Consider the following 16260-nt stretch of genomic DNA (forward strand, 5'->3'; position numbering starts at 1 on the left):
ATAATTAAAATGAACGTCCTCTTTAAGAATATACAAAAATGGTTGCTCGTTGACGAAGCAACACGCAACTTTTTAATCTCATTAGGGATTAGTCTCGGTATTTTTTTGTTCTGTGTTTTTCTCTCAATTCTTATTGGTAAATATACTCCTTTATTATTAAAAAAAGTTATTCAGAGAATTTCCCCAGTAGGAATATCAAAAATTTATGCAAGCTTAATTGACCCGTTAGAAAGTACACTTAAAATTGCCGGAACCCTAATCCTAATCTCTGTATGTTTAAATTTTTTAGAAAAATATACAGGATTTTATTATTTTTTGAAATTTTTCTTAAATTTAGGGGTAATCGTGAGTTTGGGAGTGCTGTCATCTAACTTATTCCGCCAATTATTACGGGTATATGGCATTGTTTTACTCCGCAAGATAGGACTAGAAATTGATGAATTACTGTTGGTTTTTGAAACTCTTGCTAATGTGATGATTGGTTTTATTTCGGCTCTGGCATTTGCTCAAAGTCAGAATATTAATTTAATTGGTCTACTTGCTGGTTTAGGTATTGGGGGACTTGCGGTTGCTTTTGCCGCTCAAAAAACCTTAGAACAGATTCTTGGAACAATAGTCTTGTATCTAGATCGTCCTTTCTCTCCTGGAGAATATATTCGGGTAAATTTAAGTTCTCAGGGTATATTATTTGCCCGTGTCGAAGCTATTGGTTTGCGTTCGACCAGACTACGAACTGCTGGTAAAAACACCCTTGTGATTGTTCCAAACTCAACATTGGCAAATACAGATATTGAAAATATTACTAGAGGTAAAAAGGTGATGGTTATGCTCTATCTTGATTTTACGCGTAGCTTAGAAAAAGCTGAACAAGCATTAGTCGAAAAAGTTGTTAAGGAGAGTACTAATACTTTATTTGGGATCGATCCAGGCAGTACAAAAATTAACATATTTAATCGAGAAGGAAACTCGGGAGTTCGTGCAAGGGTGAGTTTCTTTATACTAGGTTCAAATGAAAATTCAATTGATTTCCGCAAGCGTTTACTGGAATTAGCCAATCAAGCTATATCGAGAAAGCTCAGTGGTTACGGTATAGAGTTCACCATACAAGAATCGACACTTTATGTCGAGTCACACATAACAATTTAATGATATCCAGAATGGTCAGTATGACTTCCATTATCAAATAAACTTTTATTTCAAGATATACTTCGCTTTTAATACCTAAGTTGGATATTTTCTAATTCCACTTTTTAACTAATGATTTATGTTTAATCCTGATATCATGTCAGCTTGATTACTTGTTAAACTCGAAGAACCCCACCCCGCCAAAGCTGCGCTAACAACTTCGCCATCAGTACTGATTATTTGCCTGTATTCGGATCTGCGCACGGACTTGTTCAGGAATCTGGCTCACTAGCTTAAGGGTTCAATCAACCCACGTTTGACGGCTTCGCTCAACGCAGTGGCTTTTCTTAAAAGTCCTTCTTGATAGACTTGCATCAGGATTTGTAACTCTGAGCGATCGCCTTCAGCAAGAGTGGCTGCTTGCTGGCGATGTCTACGACGGGCTTCGCCTACGAGCAGTTCGCTTAACCGAGCATCTTGTTCTAATTCCATTTGCAGTTCGATTAGCATCAGGACTTGTTCATCAGAAAGGACAGAGACAGGCTGAAGATCGGTAATGTCTCCACTGACGGGCGGAATTGAAAGTTGAATGGTATTTACTAAAATGCTGGCGACATCACAATTTGCCAACCGTGCAAGCGTTCTGCACGTTGGTAAATTTCGTCTGGCAGGTTAATGATGATTGGGGTACTCATGGGTGTTGTAAATACTCCTCTCTATTCTCACTTGCAATTAGTAATTATGTGTTTCAGGGTAATAAAAACTGAAAGATGTAATTTAAGATACTTCCCGGTTTAGCTTTATTATTTGGGTTTGTTTTAGATTTAAGTCAAGTTTGGTAGAGAAAAATTTCAATGCATGAGAGTTTGAAGCATAGATTATGGGCAAACTAACCTAGTGGTCAAATAATCTCTATATCACTAGGAAAATACTATAATGCACGAACCCATCAATTACAAATCTATCAATCTTAATCAATTAAGAGATCAATCTGCTAACCACCACTCTAAAATACCCTTCCAGCATCAAATTGAGGCATTTGAAGCCCTGAGTAAAACATTTAAATTTGGTAGTGAAAAACCTGGTAGTGGAATTTTAGTACTTCCTACAGGTGCTGGCAAGACATTTACGGCTGTCAGATGGTTATCTGACCATGTAATCCCTAAAAATATTAAAATCCTTTGGTTAGCTCCTTCATTTTACCTTTTGGATCAAGCATACGATACCTTTGAAAAAGGTGCTAAGGATATTCCAGAGCCGAAGAAAACGTTAAATATTCGGTGCATTTCTAGTAATCCTTCTCATGCAAAAGCCTCATCTATACAACTGACTGATGATATTGTCATTATGACAATACAAACAGCTATCAATAATTTACATACTGATGCTGTAGATAAGATGGGTAATCAATTTGAGACAGCTTTCAGAAAATTCATTGATAGTTGTAAAGAAACAGGACTTTTTGTAATAGTTGATGAAGCTCATCACTCACCCGCCTATGGTTGCAGAAACTTATTAATTGGTGAAAAAGATTCTGCTTTAGGACTTCGAGGGTTATTTCCAAAATTAAATCTGCTTGGTCTAACAGCTACACCAACGTATAACGATCAGGCTAGGAGAGGTTGGCTTTGGAAAATATTTGAGAATGAAATTATTTATGAAGCTAAAAAAGAAAGTTTAATATCACAAGGAGTTTTGGCTAGACCTAACTATATTGAAGTGGCAACTGGGAAAGAATTAGAAGTTGATGACAAATTATACGATCGGCTAGTTAAGCAACATCAAGACCTCCCAGAATCAATTATTGAAAAACTTGCAAGTGATAACCAGAGAAACAATTTTATAGTACACACTTATGTATCAAATAAAGATACTTATGGTAAAACAATTATCTTTGCTGATCGTTGGTTTCAATGTGTCTATATAAAAGAAAAGCTTCTCGAAAAGGGTATTAAAGTAGACGCAATTTATTCACAGATAGATGCTGATCCCGGGTCTGCTGAAGCACGAAACAAACGTACTCAAAGTGATAATCAAAGGATTTTGGCTGAATTTAAGAATGGTAAGCTTGATGTTTTAATCAATGTACGAATGTTAACAGAAGGCGCTGATGTTCCTAGCGTTCAGACTGTATTTATTACTCGCCAAACAACAAGCTCTATTTTGATGAATCAAATGATTGGTAGAGCATTACGGGGCGAAAAAGTAGGAGGTAGTGCTGAGGCAAATGTTGTTCTATTCTTCGATGAATGGAAACGTTTACTTGATTGGGCTAACCCAAAAGATGGCGATACTATAGATAAACCAAAACTCTCTGTAAAAGGATATCATCCATTTGAATATATTTCTATTCGTCTAGTTGAGGAATTATCAAAGTCAATTGAGAGTGGTGGAGATTATCAAATAGTATTCTCAAAAATATGCCCTATTGGTTGGTATAAAACTGAAATTGTGTATGCTGACGCTGACAATAAACATGAATCAATGGAATCATTTACTGAATTTGTCATGGTATATGAACATACAAAATCAAAATTTGATTCATTTATTCTCTTTATTAGTTCTACAAACTTATTAGATGAATGGTCTAAAGAATATCTTGATGATAAATGGATGCAGCCTCAAGTCCAACAATGGATAAGTGAGAGGTTTGAACGCAAAACTGACAATATTGCTGAAAAGCTTGATTCAGATTTAATTAAGATTGTTCGCCACATTGCTCAAAATCAATCCGCACCTATATACCATCCATTTGAGGAAAGAGAACTGTATGACTTAGATAAAATTGCTTATAAAGTAATTGATTTTCCTCCTCGCTTTAAACATGAATATTTAGACAAAGAGTTTTCCAAACCTGATACATTGTGGAAAGTTTTTTATAAAAGCTTAATTCGATTTGAAACAGCAGTTGACGCAGCGATTATAAACATTATTTATCAGCCTACACCTCAATCTCCTCAACCTCTCATTAATCCATTAAAAACAGAAGATAGAGAATTAAGCGAAGTAGAAAAAGTTAAAGTTAAAGAAAGAGATGGTTATGCTTGTCTATGTTGTGGAGTCAATACCAAAAGTAAATTACAAATAGATCATATTAAACCGTTTTCTATGGGTGGTAAAACTTCTCTAGAAAACTCACAAACCTTGTGTATTATGTGCAATAGATGTAAAGGCAAGAATGAAATTGATTTTCGGTGTAATACAACAAAATTGAGTATTCCTAACAATCTGGATTTATCATTTAGAACAGAAAGTCAAAATGCTATAAGGACTCTAACAAGAATAGTTAATTTATTTTACCATTGCAAAGCAGTTTCCAAAGTTGATTGGGAGGCACGCACTTCCGGGTACAACATATATTTATACCCTGGCAACAATCCTGAATGGTTACTTAAACATAAAATGGAACTTCTCAAGTACATTCAACAAAGGCTTGGTCGTAATGCTTACAATGTTCAGGTTACTACACAAGATAAAAGCTAAATTCAGATTTAGCATTCATTCAATAACTTCCTATAAACCATTAAAAATCGGGACTGAGAAATAAATCTCAGTCCCGATAAAAAAGCGGGCTAACCGCTATTTATATGGTTAACCCGTGCAGCTTTGGGAACGCGCAGAGAAATTGTTATTGCAATACCAACTTCACGTTAGCGTTTTGCAGACCGCGTTGTTTTACTTCAGCCAAAGTTTTGTTAACGGCATACTTTTGGTTGATTGAGTTGATCAACTCGGTTTGGTTGTGCTTCTTAGCAACTCCCCACAAGTCAGCGATTAGGTCAAAAGAACCATCACTGTTGCGAGACCAGCCGAGGTCATATTCGCCATCTAACATAGCTACGATGTCAGAACGGACGCGCTGACCGTTATAACCACGGACATCAGCTTCAGTCTTTACGCTGATACCGAGGTCGCGCAAAGAAGCTTTGAGGATTTCGGCATCGGTGATCTTGGTACGCAGGGTGCTAAAGTGAGACATTTGGGTTTCCTCCAATGAGAAGATTGAGAAAAACGACAACGGTTTGTTTCGGGCGAAGCCGCTCTTAGCAGGATGCGGCTTTTTCTTATAACTGCTAGCATTGGGAGCTAGCCTTTCCCCCTGGGATGGCAGAGGAAAGCTTTTAAAACTCCATTCGCTGATATTCAGCTACGGAGGATGCTGCGGGGCGTGCGCGCTGTCTGGCCCAATCTCTCAGAGCCGTTACTTGTTCTTGCATCGTTCGAGACAGCGGCAATGTTGCCTTCAGTGCAGCAATGATATCTAGTTGGGTGAACTCCCGATCTTGGGCAAAAGCTTCATACATTGCCGCAACGATCGCTTGCTCAACTTCTGCCCCAGAAAATCCGTCAGACATCTTGGCTAGTTGCTCAAGATCGAATCTAGAGATGTCTTCACGGCGTTTGGTCAGATGAATATTAAAAATGTGTTGCCGTTCTTCCGGTGTTGGCAGATCGACAAAGAAAATTTCATCAAAGCGTCCTTTCCTCAAGAATTCGCCAGGTAAGCGTTCTACTCTGTTGGCTGTTGCCATCACGAACACTGGTGATTTCTTATCTTGCATCCATGTGAGGAAAGAGCCGAAGATTCTGCTTGAAGTCCCCCCATCAGAATCAGAAGAACCTCCACTACCAGCAAAGGATTTATCCAATTCATCGATAAACAAAATCGCTGGGGAAATAGATTCTGCTGTCTTCAGGGCGTTTCGCAAGTTTGCTTCACTTCGTCCCACCATTGAGCCGTCGTAAACTCGCCCCATATCCAACCGCAGCAGGGGTAAACCCCACAGTCGGGAAGTAGTTTTGGCTATCAATGACTTACCACAACCGGGAACTCCGAGAATTAACATCCCCTTTGGTTGAGGCAAACCATACTCTCTCGCTCTTTCTGTGAAAGCGTTAGAGCGTTGCTTGAGCCATCTTTTTAACTCTTCTAAGCCACCTACTGCATCAATGGTTTCATCTTCTTCCATGTATTCTAAGATGCCATTGCGCCGAATTAGTTGCTTTTTCTCAGATAAAACGATATCTACTTCATCTTCCGTCAAACGCCCTGTAGTTACCTGCGCCTTTCGGTAGACTTTCTCAGCTTCATCTTTAGTTAGACCTAAAGCTGCTCTGAGAAGCTTTTCTCTAGCCTCTGTTGTCAACCGCCGACCACGATTTTGGTCTACGTGCTGAGTCAGTACTTTATTCAACTCTGCCATATCTGGCAGTGTAAAATCTATAACAACAACTTCTTTTTCTAACTCTATTGGTACTTGTTGCATTGGGGACATCAAAATGATGTTCTTTTGCGTACCTTTAAAGCTAGCGATCGCATCTCGTAACGATCTGTTTGTTGCTGGCGCATCAATAAAGGGGTGTAAATCTTTAAGAATAAATATACTTGGCTCTTTCTGCCGGATGATCCACTCAATGGCCGCCTCTGGAGATACGGTATTATGTTGGGTAACATTCCGGGGTTGACCATACTCCACAATCCCGTGTGTTACTGTCCAAATAAATACTCGGCGCTGGGGCTTTAACAACTGGGCGATGGTGGAAACGGCTTGCTCGGCCCGCTCTTCCTCGGAGGTCACAAGGTAGATTAAAGGGTATTGAGCTTGAATTAGGATATTGAGCTCTTCTTTCATACTTCGACCTACTTGAGACCTTATAGAGACAGTAGAGACATTGCTTCTGGTAAAGACAACCGAATCATGAATGAATAATCCATAATTCCTATCTATTTAGCAAGGAACTAACTCTTCCTCGCCCTTGGAATTGGTTTCATCTTTATCCATTTCATTAATGGAAAGATGGTCTTGACCAACTACTCCTGGTTGATTGCCCAAAGTAACCAGTTCCCCATCACGTAAGACTAATGAGCTATCGCAAGTTGGGCATGAATAAACTCTATGAGTCCGCCCAAAAGAAGAATCTTCTAACTCGTCAACCAATTCTGAATGAGACAGGTAAAAACCAAGGGCACGTTCGGCAAGTTCTGACATTGGTTCAGAATCTACTGCTGAACGAATCTTCAGTTTTCTGTGCAACTCTGGCGATAAATACAAAGTGACCTTTTGCTTTGTTTGCGTTTGCATATAACTCTTTAACGGTCTTACCCGGGTATGTATATCAACTTATCGGTTCTTTTCTTGGTTGTCAAGACAGCAAAACGTTTTAACGCCACTTTTGTTACATTTGTTTACAGTCGTGGCTGAAATGCTGTTTATTGAGTGATAAATCTCTCACGACAAACCTCTGAGAATTAATCAGGGTTAAGGATTCACATCCTGAAACCTGAATGGAAATTAGCGATCGCTAATTAATGATTGCCTAATTTGGCTTACTTTTTAACTATTTGGAGTGTAAGCGGATTGAAGTTGAATACCTTGCCGGTTGTAAACAACTGATATCCACAAGAGATGCCAGCCAATGACACCAGCATCGAAAAAAGGGACACCGAGCCGATTACAACACGACTGGCGATGAATAGAGCAATTCCGATGCCAATCAACACCCATCCGAGTTTGTGATTATCGCGCCCACCCCAATTTAGAGCTACTACACCTCCCATACACAGCAAAATTCCAGGTGTACTCCGTAAGTAAACGCTTACATAAATACTTGTACTTAAAAATGTAATGCCAGCTAGGATTAGTCCTAAACCAATAAGCTTGCTAGCAAGGATTACTTGCTCTTCCTCTTCCTTACTGGTGGTAGGTGCTGTAATTTTTGTTGGTGCAGAGTTTGGGGTAGGATTTTTTGTGGCAGATGTAGAGTGCTGCTGCACTCTAAACATGAAAGTTATTTTGTCTCCCTGCCCAAGGGAAACTCTGTCTCCTGGATGCAGTGGAAAAAAAATTTGAGGTTGAAGTTTCGCGCCGTTAATGTAGGTACCATTAGAACTGCCCAAATCGGTGATATGGTATTCGTTGCCATTTACCCAAATTTGGGCGTGAATGCGAGATGCCACATCCGAATCTGGTAAGCCAGAAATATCAATATCTGGTGGTTTTTGCTCGTTTGGCTTCCCGATGCAAATTACAGAAAGATTTGGCGGAAATTGCAAAGATGTGTTGCTTTGGAAGTGAAAAAGCTCCAAAGTTAGCTCGGCTGTTTGAGATGCACTGTACATAAACTGTGTGATAAAGCACTCTTTATAAGCTTCTCTACTGAGAGGCAAAAAGAGAATGGTAAATATCCTGAAAGAATATTTAATTTTTAATGAGCGCTCTTTCAGTGCAAGGTATCGATCTGAGTTTCTGGTATTTCTATAAAATCAGTGAACTTTGGCAAAATGTGTAATTTGGGGCGAAGAATTTATCGGTTTGCCACCAGCATTAGCGGGGTTATTGCCCTGTTAATAGTTCTGTGGGGTTGTACTGCAAATGATTTTAACGCTGGAGCGATCGCATGGAAAACTTATAGTAACTCTCGTTATGGCTTTGAATTTCCATATCCGAGTAACTGGACTGCTTCAGTAACCCCAGCAAATGGTGATGGAATTTCGTTTGTTTCATTACAGGATAGCTCAGTGGAAATTCGAGGGTGGGCAAGTCATGAATTACCAAATTCGTTTGTTACAGAGCAAGAGCCGTTAAAAAAGATAAAGTCCAACTTTCAAACCGCCCAAGGAGTATCTGGGGTCATGGTTGTAGAAGTTGATAAAGATATAGGTTTAATGACACTGACACTAACCCAGAGTCAAGTAAAATACTATTGGCGGGGACGAAGCAAGAGCCAAAAATTTCAAGATTATTATCGTTTGTTTTATTACATTGCCCAACAGTATCGAATTCCGAAGTCCTGAGAGATTGAGAGACGTATAAGAGAGACGCGATGAATCGTGTCTGTAAAAGAATTCCTCTAATTTTCCCTTATTTATTGCTGTTCCCTAAGTCCAAAATGTACATCTCCTCCAGAATAATGATTGAGAGGGGACAAAAACCTGATAGATTTAGCTATCAGCGAGTAAAAACTGGTGAAGATGAAAGTCCTGGTTATTGGCGGTGATGGATATTGCGGTTGGGCAACTGCTCTTTACCTTTCCAATCGAGGTTATGAAGTTGGAATTTTAGATAGTTTGGTGCGGCGGCACTGGGATACTGAACTAGGTGTTGAAACTCTCACTCCGATCGCACTAATTCAGCAACGTCTCCAGCGCTGGCAAGATTTGACGGGTAAATCTATCGATTTGTTCATCGGCGATATTACAAATTACGAATTTCTCAGTAAAACATTACATCAATTTCAGCCAAATGCTCTGGTGCATTTTGGTGAACAGCGTTCGGCCCCATTCTCGATGATTGACCGAGAACATGCAGTTCTCACCCAGGTCAATAATGTAGTTGGGACGTTGAACTTGTTGTACGCCATGCGGGAAGATTTCCCTGACTGTCATTTGGTGAAGCTGGGAACGATGGGTGAATACGGTACACCCAACATCGACATCGAAGAAGGGTATATCACTATTGAACACAATGGACGCAAGGATACCCTACCTTATCCTAAGCAACCTGGTTCGATGTACCATTTAAGCAAAGTCCATGATAGTCATAACATTCACTTTGCTTGCCGGATTTGGGGATTGCGGGCAACTGATTTAAATCAGGGTGTAGTTTATGGTGTCTTAACCGAAGAAACGGGGATGGACGAACTATTGATTAATCGGCTGGATTACGATGGTGTGTTTGGGACTGCACTGAACCGCTTTTGTATTCAAGCTGCGATCGCACACCCCTTAACTGTCTATGGTAAAGGTGGACAAACTCGCGGGTTTTTGGATATTCGGGATACAGTAAGATGTGTGGAATTAGCGATCGCTAATCCTGCCCAAGCTGGTGAATTCCGCGTATTTAACCAGTTTACCGAACAATTCAGCGTCGGTGAATTGGCATTGATGGTGAAAAATGCTGGTAATGCTATGGGATTGAAGGTAGAAATCAATCACTTAGATAATCCCAGGGTTGAGAAAGAAGAACATTACTTCAACGCTAAAAACACTAAATTGCTCGATTTAGGTTTACAACCTCACTTGCTTTCTGATTCTCTACTCGATTCTCTGTTAAACTTTGCTATTAAGTATCAGAAACGAGTCGATCACAAGCAAATTCTGCCCAAAGTCTCTTGGCACAGAAATTAGGATAAACCCCAGTAAATCGTGGGTTTAAAAATGGTCGTCGTATTTTAGCAAAATATGACGACCAATCAGTTATTATTTATCAGGCTTATCTTTGCTTTTTACCACAGTTCTTTTGACTGTGCAGAATTGATTACAGCACGCGAGACAGTTTATTCTGTGTTTAATAGCAAAATGCACTCCGAAGCTGAGATTATAGGGGTTCTCAATTGCATTGAATACAGACCTAACCCCCAGCCCCTTCCCTGCAAGGGAAGGGGAGTAAGATTCAAAGCCTCTCTCCTAAAAGGAGAGAGGTTTGGAGAGAGATCAGAGTATATTCCATCCAAACAAGAAGCGCTATATCTGCCTGGACTGAATAGTTTTTTATGAGAATTGCTCTATTTACCGAAACCTTTTTACCCAAGGTTGATGGCATTGTAACGCGTCTGCGCCATACTGTTGACCATTTACAGCGTAGTGGCAATCAAGTATTGGTAATTGCCCCTGATGGAGGCATCACAGAACACAAAGGCGCTAAAGTTTACGGCATTACTGGCTTTCCTCTGCCATTGTATCCAGAATTAACAATGGCACTTCCCCGTCCAGCCATTGGTTATGTTTTAGAAGAGTTTAAGCCTGATGTGATTCATGTCGTGAATCCAGCAGTTTTGGGTTTAGCTGGAATATTTTACAGCAAAATCCTCAAAATCCCCTTAGTTGCGTCTTATCATACCCATTTACCCCAATATCTCCAGCATTACGGCTTAGGGATGCTAGAAGGCTTTCTTTGGGAACTGCTCAAAGGCGCTCATAATCAAGCAGCTTTGAATCTGTGTACCTCCACAGTAATGGTAGAGGAACTGACAGCACATGGGATTGAACGTGTAGATTTATGGCAGCGTGGGGTGGATACGGAATTATTTCATCCTGATTTAGCTAATGTAGAGATGCGATCGCGCTTATCGCAAAATCATCCAAAAAGTCCATTGCTACTTTACGTTGGGCGGCTTTCGGCTGAAAAAGAAATTGAGCGCATCAAACCAATTTTAGAAGCAATTCCCGAAGCGCGGTTAGCATTGGTTGGAGATGGGCCACACCGTCAAGCACTAGAAAAACACTTTGCTGGGACAAATACTTATTTTGTTGGGTATCTCATGGGGCAAGAATTAGGTTCTGCCTTTGCGAGTGCTGATGCCTTTATCTTCCCTTCCCGTACAGAAACACTAGGCTTAGTATTACTAGAAGCGATGGCTGCTGGCTGTCCGGTAGTAGCAGCCCGTTCAGGGGGAATTCCTGATATTGTCACAGATGGCGTAAATGGATATCTTTTTGAGCCTATAGCAAATGTTCAAGGGGCGTTAGATGCTACTGTTCGCCTGTTAGAACAAAAAGAACAACGAGATATCATCCGTCAAAATGCTCGCCAGGAAGCAGAAAGTTGGGGTTGGGCAGCTGCCACCAGGCAGCTACAAGATTACTATCAAAAGGTCATACTTTCTGAAAAATTGACAAACTAGGGGAGTGAACCTGGGGACGCAAAGGGAGATGAGGGAGACAATCGGGATAAGGAAAAGAACCATGTCCCATGCCTAAAATCTAAAATTACCATGACCTAAACAGATTCATGATACAAACCCTTAAATTTATTTATGGGGATTATTAATTTTGAATTTTGAATTTTAAATTTTGAATTCGGAGCGAAGCAACGTGACACTCCCCAACCCTGGTAGCGTCTTGGCTACATTAACTGAACTGACTCAAGTTAATCGTACTCACGCCTTACTGCGTCGTGTTAAAGACTTATCTGTTAATGAATTTGTTTGCTTACTTGACTTCATAACTGCTGAATTCCAGCAATTTCTTAGAGCTATTGAACTAATCAATAATGAAGCTCTAGAAACTATGTTGGAGAAAGTACTAGAAGCTATTACACTCAAAATCGGTCAAATCCTACAAGCAGAACACACAGCTATTTTTTTAGTTGATTATGACAAAGGTCAACTGTGGTCAAAAGTTCCTCAAGATAATAGCCAAAAATTCTTAGAAATTCGTACCCCCATTACGGTGGGTATCCCTGGTCATGTTGCTAGTACAGGTCAATATTTAAATATATCAGAAACTCATAGTCATCCCCTATTTAGCCCAGAACTTGAAAAACAAATGGGCTATAAAATTCATAATATTTTATGTATGCCTGTTATCAGTAGCAAAAACCATACTGTAGCGGTAGTACAACTGGCTAATAAAACCGGAAATGTTCCGTTTAATCATGATGATGAAGAACGTTTCCGAGACTTTGCCGCATCTATTGGGATTATTCTGGAAAGTTGTCAATCTTTTTATGTAGCCGCTCGTAATCAACGAGGTGCAACGGCTTTGTTGCGGGCGACTCAGACATTAGGGCAAAGTCTTGATTTAGAAGCAACTTTGCAGATAGTCATGGAACAAGCTCGAATTTTAATGCAAGCAGACCGCAGTACGCTGTTTTTATATCGTAAAGATATGAGCGAACTTTGGACAAAAGTTTCGGCAGCAGCAGATGGTACAAACTTGTTAGAAATCCATATTCCCGCAAACCGTGGCATTGCTGGCTACGTGGCTTCTACTGGCGAAGCCCTAAATATTTCTGATGCCTATAAAGACCCCCGCTTTGACCCAACTACAGATAGAAAAACTGGTTATGTGACTCGTAATATTCTCTGTTTACCAGTATTTAATTCTGCAAATGAATTAATCGGTGTAACGCAATTAATTAATAAGCAACAAAACAGTTTTACTGCTTCTGATGAAGAGTTCATGCGGGCTTTTAATACCCAGGCAGGAATTGCCTTAGAAAATGCTCGTCTGTTTGAAAATGTGTTGTTAGAAAAACAGTATCAAAAAGACATTTTGCAAAGTCTGTCAGATGCAGTTATTTCTACAGATATGGCAGGTCAGATTGTCACCATTAATGATGCAGCACTGGAATTATTGGGTTGTCCGATAAAAGATACTAATACCAAAAGCAATAAGCTTTTATGGGAACAAAATTTGATTGGTCGCTTAGTTTGGGAAGTTGTACCGATTGAAAACCTTCAAATGCGACTGGAAGATAGTTTAAAAACTGGAGCTAAACATTATGTGCCAGAGCAAAGTTTGATAGTAGGAATTTCTCAAGTTGAAAATGCCACTCTGCACTCAATTTTAGCAGTGCGCGATCGCGTTAATCCCGATATGTTCATTCCCTGGAGTCTACCCCTCACTCCCCAATCTGAGTTTTTTAGCGCTGATGAGGTGCAAATATTAGAACGCAGTACAAATCTGACTGTCAACCCCCTAACTAATCCAGAAGGCGGAGTTCGGGGTGGTTTGGTGGTGTTGGAAGACATCAGTCAGGAAAAACGAATGAAAACTACCATGTCTCGCTACCTAACGCCCCATGTAGCCGAACAAGTTATGGCTCTGGGGGAAGATGCTTTAATGGTGGGTGAGCGCAAGGAAGTAACTGTCTTGTTTTCTGATATCCGGGGCTACACAACACTTACAGAAAATCTCGGTGCAGCTGAAGTGGTATCCCTGCTCAATCAGTATTTTGAAACAATGGTAGAGGCGGTTTTTAACTACGAAGGCACTCTTGACAAATTTATTGGTGATGCGTTGATGGCGGTATTTGGTGCGCCGCTACCTCTGACAGAAAATCATGCTTGGAGGGCTGTGCAGTCAGCCTTAGATATGCGACAACGCTTAGAGGAGTTTAACCACCGACGAATTATCCAGGCACAGCCAAAAATTCACATTGGCATTGGCATTAGTTCTGGAGAAGTGGTTTCGGGTAATATTGGTTCCCGCAAACGGATGGATTACACCGTAATTGGGGACAGTGTAAACTTGAGTTCGCGCTTGGAAGCGGTAACTAAGGAATATGGTTGTGATATTATTTTAAGCGAATTTACTTACCAACTTTGCAGCGATCGCATTTGGGTACGCCAGTTAGACAAAATCCGAGTCAAAGGCAAACACCAGGCTGTAAATATCTACGAGTTAATTGGCGATCGCAATACTCCCTTAGATACCAACACTCAAGAATTCTTGTATTACTATCATACTGGACGCACTGCCTATTTATCGCGCAATTTCTCACAAGCGATCGCTTGTTTTGAAGCAGCCAAATGCATCCAACCGAAAGACCAAGCTGTTGATATTCATTTAGAACGTGCGTCTAATTACTTACAAAAGCCACCTCCAGAGTCATGGGATGGTATTTGGACAATGCTTACTAAGTAGTTTTTGTCTTTGGGCATTGGGCAAAAGAGTGCTGAGTGCTGAGTGCTGAGTTAAGAGCTATTCTCCCTCATGTCCCTCATCCCCCTTGCACCTTACCCATTCCCGCCTCTCCACTTCAACCTTGAGCCTCTCCCTGGTCATCCTGAAAAGGGTCTTCGCCGATTCTTAGTTCTTTTTTTGAGTGTTTCAACTGTTTCCATAGATCCCTTATTTGTTTGTAAGCTTCACCTGGAGGCACTTTTCCACCTGTTTCTAAATTGCAAATATAGCTTACACGTTGTGCAAATTCTTGTAGATTTGCATTAAAAACCAAATTTTCTGGCTTTACCTGACCGTAGTAGCGGCCACGAGGGTAGAGAAAATCATCCTTATCCACTATTTGTTTCTCCATTTCTTCAATTCACCTTTTATCGAAACAGAACTCAGGAGTCAGAATTCATTCTGAATTCTGACTCCTGAGTTTTCAATTTTTCTTGATAAAGCTTGAAATACTGTTGTCGTTAATGTTACAAAAAAAGTTTCTACTAAAGTCAATAGAGAGAATATTTTATTTTTCTTCCAGTTGGTAATTGTTCTCATCTTAATTTATGAAGTTCCAATTGTAATTAACTTCAGTCGAAACCCTGAGTTATAAAATATTAAAACATACCCGTATATATTGTCTAAATTTTTTTGCAAAAATAATTTAGACTTAGGTAGTAAAAGTACTTAAATTAATATACTAAGTAGCAAAGTTAATTACCCTCTGTTAAAAGTTAGAGATTTAGTTCTCAATCTTTGTCATCTGGCTAATTTGGGCATTGGGAATTGGGAATGGGGCATTGGGCATGGGGCATGGGGCATTAGTTCTTTCTCCCTCATCTCCCTCATCTCCCTCATCCCAATTCCTAAAGTCCTTGCTTCTTCTTTAAAAAATCACCGATGGTTAATAGTTAATAACTAAAGATAAAATGGTGAAGCCCGAAAGGACAAAAATCGTCCATCGCCTAGAACTTCACCTGCCACCATGTCTGTTAATTCCAAGTTATACGAAGGTAAAGCAAAAATTCTTTATACAACGGACGATCCGGAAGTCTTGTTGGCTGATTTTAAGGATGATGCCACGGCATTTAACGCCCAAAAACGTGGCAGTATCCAAGAAAAGGGAAAGATTAATTGTAGCATTTCCAGCCAGCTTTTTAAACAGTTGGAAGCTTATGGTATAAAGACTCACTTTATCGACAGCCCTAGCCCGAATCAGATGCGGGTGAAAGCAGTAAAGATTTTACCCTTAGAAGTAGTGATCAGAAATATTGCAGCTGGCAGTTTGTCTCAACAAACAGGCTTGCCAGTGGGTACAATTCTGAAGCAGCCTTTGGTTGAATTTTATTACAAAAACGATCAGTTAGGAGATCCTTTGTTGACACGCGATCGCCTTTACCTGCTAAAACTAGCTACTGCGGAACAAGTAGATGCCATTACACATCTAGCATTGGAAATCAATGAATTTCTCAATAAATTTTGGCAACGATGCGGTATTACCCTAGTAGACTTCAAACTAGAGTTTGGTTTGGACTCACAACAGCAGTTGCTTTTGGCAGACGAAATTAGCCCCGACACCTGCCGTTTGTGGGATACCGCAGAAGAGGACTCAAACCGCCGGGTAATGGACAAAGACCGCTTTCGCCGAGACTTAGGAAATGTAGAGGATGCCTACCAGGAGGTTTTACAACGAGTGCTAAAAGCAGTAGAAGCTACAAGTTAAATAGGTAAAAGCCAAAAGATCA

General features: G+C 40.1%; 13 protein-coding genes. 7 read left to right on the forward strand and 6 right to left on the reverse strand.

Going from position 1 to position 16260, the window contains the following annotated elements; translation table 11 throughout:
- The first annotated feature begins 9 nt into the window (after positions 1–9).
- A complete protein-coding gene (locus V7K98_RS21065; RefSeq protein WP_335025304.1) occupies positions 10–1146 on the forward strand; it encodes a mechanosensitive ion channel family protein in 1137 nt (378 codons plus the stop codon).
- Between the two features lie 267 nt (positions 1147–1413).
- Here the strand turns inward: V7K98_RS21065 and V7K98_RS21070 are convergent, their stop codons facing one another.
- Positions 1414–1755 (reverse strand): hypothetical protein, encoded by a 342-nt coding sequence (locus V7K98_RS21070; protein ID WP_335025306.1) that lies wholly within the window; start codon positions 1753–1755, stop codon positions 1414–1416.
- Positions 1756–2061: 306 nt separating this feature from the next.
- Between V7K98_RS21070 and V7K98_RS21075 the strand changes: the two genes are divergently transcribed.
- Positions 2062–4608, forward strand: coding sequence for a DEAD/DEAH box helicase family protein (locus tag V7K98_RS21075; protein ID WP_335025308.1), 2547 nt, complete (start codon positions 2062–2064; stop codon positions 4606–4608).
- 145 nt (positions 4609–4753) lie between these two features.
- Here V7K98_RS21075 and V7K98_RS21080 read toward each other — a convergent pair whose 3' ends face one another.
- From V7K98_RS21080 to V7K98_RS21095, 4 genes are all read right to left on the reverse strand, one after another.
- Entirely contained in the window at positions 4754–5104 is a 351-nt protein-coding gene (locus V7K98_RS21080; protein ID WP_012407317.1) for a DUF1257 domain-containing protein, read from the reverse strand.
- Positions 5105–5246: 142 nt separating this feature from the next.
- A complete protein-coding gene (gene ycf46 / locus V7K98_RS21085; RefSeq protein WP_196526233.1) occupies positions 5247–6758 on the reverse strand; it encodes a stress-responsive protein Ycf46 in 1512 nt (503 codons plus the stop codon).
- A 96-nt stretch (positions 6759–6854) separates the two neighbouring features.
- On the reverse strand, positions 6855–7208 hold the full coding sequence (locus V7K98_RS21090; RefSeq protein ID WP_335025310.1) for a hypothetical protein: 354 nt from the start codon (positions 7206–7208) through the stop codon (positions 6855–6857).
- A gap of 245 nt (positions 7209–7453) precedes the next feature.
- Positions 7454–8245, reverse strand: a complete 792-nt coding sequence (locus V7K98_RS21095; protein WP_335025312.1) for an FHA domain-containing protein — start codon at positions 8243–8245, stop codon at positions 7454–7456.
- A 147-nt stretch (positions 8246–8392) separates the two neighbouring features.
- Here V7K98_RS21095 and V7K98_RS21100 point away from each other — a divergent pair, with 147 nt between their 5' ends.
- The 4 genes from V7K98_RS21100 to V7K98_RS21115 all read left to right on the forward strand — a co-directional run bounded on the left by V7K98_RS21100 (position 8393) and on the right by V7K98_RS21115 (position 14494).
- Positions 8393–8920 (forward strand): hypothetical protein, encoded by a 528-nt coding sequence (locus V7K98_RS21100; protein WP_335025314.1) that lies wholly within the window; start codon positions 8393–8395, stop codon positions 8918–8920.
- 177 nt (positions 8921–9097) lie between these two features.
- On the forward strand, positions 9098–10252 hold the full coding sequence (locus tag V7K98_RS21105) for an NAD-dependent epimerase/dehydratase family protein (protein WP_104900483.1): 1155 nt from the start codon (positions 9098–9100) through the stop codon (positions 10250–10252).
- 365 nt (positions 10253–10617) lie between these two features.
- On the forward strand, positions 10618–11748 hold the full coding sequence (locus V7K98_RS21110) for a glycosyltransferase family 4 protein (RefSeq protein WP_335025316.1): 1131 nt from the start codon (positions 10618–10620) through the stop codon (positions 11746–11748).
- A 190-nt stretch (positions 11749–11938) separates the two neighbouring features.
- Positions 11939–14494: a GAF domain-containing protein gene (locus V7K98_RS21115; RefSeq protein ID WP_335025318.1), complete on the forward strand. Its 2556-nt coding sequence runs from the start codon at positions 11939–11941 to the stop codon at positions 14492–14494.
- A 115-nt stretch (positions 14495–14609) separates the two neighbouring features.
- Here the strand turns inward: V7K98_RS21115 and V7K98_RS21120 are convergent, their stop codons facing one another.
- Positions 14610–14885, reverse strand: coding sequence for a DUF7219 family protein (locus V7K98_RS21120; RefSeq protein WP_335025320.1), 276 nt, complete (start codon positions 14883–14885; stop codon positions 14610–14612).
- Positions 14886–15500: 615 nt separating this feature from the next.
- Between V7K98_RS21120 and purC the strand changes: the two genes are divergently transcribed.
- Positions 15501–16238, forward strand: a complete 738-nt coding sequence (gene purC / locus V7K98_RS21125; protein WP_335025322.1) for a phosphoribosylaminoimidazolesuccinocarboxamide synthase — start codon at positions 15501–15503, stop codon at positions 16236–16238.
- Positions 16239–16260 lie beyond the last annotated feature (22 nt).

Source organism: Nostoc sp., assembly GCF_036917435.1.
Taxonomy (GTDB): Bacteria; Cyanobacteriota; Cyanobacteriia; order Cyanobacteriales; family Nostocaceae; genus Nostoc.

What these genes read in the sequence shown, in the direction of transcription:
- V7K98_RS21065 (WP_335025304.1), top strand. Translation starts at nt 10, where the DNA reads ATGAACGTCCTCTTTAAGAATATACAAAAATGGTTGCTCGTTGACGAA.
- V7K98_RS21075 (WP_335025308.1), top strand. Translation starts at nt 2,062, where the DNA reads ATGCACGAACCCATCAATTACAAATCTATCAATCTTAATCAATTAAGA.
- V7K98_RS21080 (WP_012407317.1), bottom strand. Translation starts at nt 5,104, where the DNA reads ATGTCTCACTTTAGCACCCTGCGTACCAAGATCACCGATGCCGAAATC.
- ycf46 (WP_196526233.1), bottom strand. Translation starts at nt 6,758, where the DNA reads ATGAAAGAAGAGCTCAATATCCTAATTCAAGCTCAATACCCTTTAATC.
- V7K98_RS21090 (WP_335025310.1), bottom strand. Translation starts at nt 7,208, where the DNA reads ATGCAAACGCAAACAAAGCAAAAGGTCACTTTGTATTTATCGCCAGAG.
- V7K98_RS21095 (WP_335025312.1), bottom strand. Translation starts at nt 8,245, where the DNA reads ATGTACAGTGCATCTCAAACAGCCGAGCTAACTTTGGAGCTTTTTCAC.
- V7K98_RS21105 (WP_104900483.1), top strand. Translation starts at nt 9,098, where the DNA reads ATGAAAGTCCTGGTTATTGGCGGTGATGGATATTGCGGTTGGGCAACT.
- V7K98_RS21110 (WP_335025316.1), top strand. Translation starts at nt 10,618, where the DNA reads ATGAGAATTGCTCTATTTACCGAAACCTTTTTACCCAAGGTTGATGGC.
- V7K98_RS21120 (WP_335025320.1), bottom strand. Translation starts at nt 14,885, where the DNA reads ATGGAGAAACAAATAGTGGATAAGGATGATTTTCTCTACCCTCGTGGC.
- purC (WP_335025322.1), top strand. Translation starts at nt 15,501, where the DNA reads ATGTCTGTTAATTCCAAGTTATACGAAGGTAAAGCAAAAATTCTTTAT.